The sequence below is a fragment of the Ligilactobacillus sp. genome (assembly GCF_036846325.1).
Lineage (GTDB): Bacteria > Bacillota > Bacilli > Lactobacillales > Lactobacillaceae > Ligilactobacillus.
On the sequence record NZ_DAIUCE010000185.1, the window covers coordinates 1 to 1,820 of the forward strand.

4 protein-coding genes are annotated in these 1,820 nt (G+C 43.8%); all 4 read right to left on the reverse strand.

Features of this window, described 5'->3' with window-relative positions:
• Positions 1-237: 237 nt before the first annotated feature.
• The gene (locus tag V7Z60_RS09990; RefSeq protein ID WP_334117660.1) at positions 238-612 is read right to left on the reverse strand and encodes a VG15 protein; all 375 of its coding nucleotides are present in this window, start codon (positions 610-612) and stop codon (positions 238-240) included.
• Complete coding sequence (locus V7Z60_RS09995; RefSeq protein ID WP_334117661.1) at positions 593-1,192, reverse strand: capsid assembly scaffolding protein Gp46 family protein; 600 nt, start codon at positions 1,190-1,192, stop codon at positions 593-595. Before V7Z60_RS09995 ends, V7Z60_RS09990 begins: the two co-directional genes overlap by 20 nt.
• A 108-nt stretch (positions 1,193-1,300) precedes the next feature.
• Positions 1,301-1,588: a YjcQ family protein gene (locus tag V7Z60_RS10290; RefSeq protein WP_442918918.1), complete on the reverse strand. Its 288-nt coding sequence runs from the start codon at positions 1,586-1,588 to the stop codon at positions 1,301-1,303.
• Positions 1,567-1,803 (reverse strand): hypothetical protein, encoded by a 237-nt coding sequence (locus V7Z60_RS10000; RefSeq protein WP_334117662.1) that lies wholly within the window; start codon positions 1,801-1,803, stop codon positions 1,567-1,569. The genes V7Z60_RS10290 and V7Z60_RS10000 overlap by 22 nt, the downstream gene beginning before the upstream one ends.
• Positions 1,804-1,820 lie beyond the last annotated feature (17 nt).

The following is a 1,820-nucleotide window of genomic DNA, read 5'->3' on the forward strand; positions in this document are numbered from 1 at the left end:
CCGCCTTGTCTATCACTCACACGTGATTAAGATCAAGGGAAAGTCATACCGTTTAGCATCGGTCAGTTCTTAAACCGCCCAAATCATACATTTTTAAACCGCCCTTTTTCGACAATTTTATTCCGCCCTTGACAGTGCGTCTTTTCGCCCCAAAACATCAACTATTTTCTTGTACTCCAAAATGTCATTTTCTCTATTGTCACGAATGTCTGCATTCGTTTGTCGATGTTGTTCACGTTAGACTTTCGATTCGTTTCTCCACTCCTTAGTGTGTGCATTCTGCACGCCCCTTCCGTCCTCCGGAAAATATTCAACAATGCAGCGACAGTTATCATGACGGCGATAGATTTCCTGTTTAACTGGATAATCGTACGTCCCCGCCAGATTTGCACACCATTTGCAGCCGTTGCCGGCATATCTTCTGACGATTTTCGGCTGCAACCCTGCGCTGGCGTGGAATTCAACGTTTTTAGCAATTGTGTCATCAACAACGGATTGCGTGAAATTAGCAATCGGACTGCCCATGACGAACTTGTCATTTTCAAAATCACCTTTGGACAGGCGCTCAATCAAACCGTCAACCTTATTCTGATCAATGTTCGGTGTTATCACTCTGGTTCATGCGCATGAACTGTTCTTGCGTCACTTCTCTGACCGTTTTACCGGACATACGCGGTGTGTGGCCCTTGCGGAATTCCTCACGCACGGAATCCTTGACCGATTCCGTGTAATCGATAAAAGCCTTGACATTTGCGTATGTCGTATCCGCATTGTCTGAAACAAGGAAGCCGAGAACGTCAGACGGGACCGACAGACCGGAATCACGAAGAACCTGATCTGTCTCGTCAAGCGTTTTGCGGTGCGCAATCTGCGCTTCAAGCTCTGCGATTCGCTTGTCCTTCTCGTCTGTATCCTTTTTGGCCTTATCCTTGTCGGACAGTTCCTTGACTGATTTGCCGGATTCGAGCTGCTTGATCTTGTCAAGTGCTTCTTCCAGCTGCTGCTTGTAGCTGTTCTTTTTGGACTGCTCCGCTCCGATTCGTTTCTGGAGCTTTTTGACAATCTCGTCGGCGTCAACTTTCTTCTGTTCCGGTTCAGTCTTTTCCGGCTCGTCAGCCTTTTGTTCCGGAGCAGTTGCCGTTGCCTTTACGTCAGCTACTGTTTCATCTGTTACTGTTGCATCGTTATCCATGATGTTACCTCGCGTTTTAAGGCCTGGGAGCCTGTAGTCTCGGTTGTTCTTTTAGCCCTGCAGCTCGGAAAAAGGGCATAAAAAAAGACGGTCAACCCGTCTTGAATACTATTTTAAAAGCGGAAGCCAGTTTCCAACTTCTTTGAAAACATTGTATGCTTTAATCATCATCGAATTTTCCTTAAGATATTGTAGCCCTAAACTTGTAATTTCCAATTTGTTTATACCAGTTACAATCCTGCCGCTTTTCGTTGATGTTATCCGTACACCTTTAATGTGACCATCATCTGAAAGCATTGACAATGTTTGGTAAAATTGCCTGTTCGAAATATTGAGTGTATCAGGTGAGAGAACATCCACATCTACATCAATAATCAGCCACTCCCCATAGCGCACGACTCAATTCCAGGATATTCTTTTAAAATATTAACAAGCGTAGATATAACATACTCTTTAGAGTAAATATTACCAAAAGTGTATGGCATCTCCGTAATATTAGCTTTGTAACTATGTTTTTCAACAGTAACCGTCGCTTCTTCAAAATCAGAAAAAACAGAATAAATCCATCTCTCTTTCTGGTCCTTCTTCAATTCGTATCCTAAAAAATTCATGCCTTACCCTCCTTCCA

Coding starts and splice junctions, on each gene's coding strand:
- V7Z60_RS09995 (WP_334117661.1), bottom strand. CDS start 1,192: ATGGATAACGATGCAACAGTAACAGATGAAACAGTAGCTGACGTAAAG.
- V7Z60_RS10000 (WP_334117662.1), bottom strand. CDS start 1,803: ATGAATTTTTTAGGATACGAATTGAAGAAGGACCAGAAAGAGAGATGG.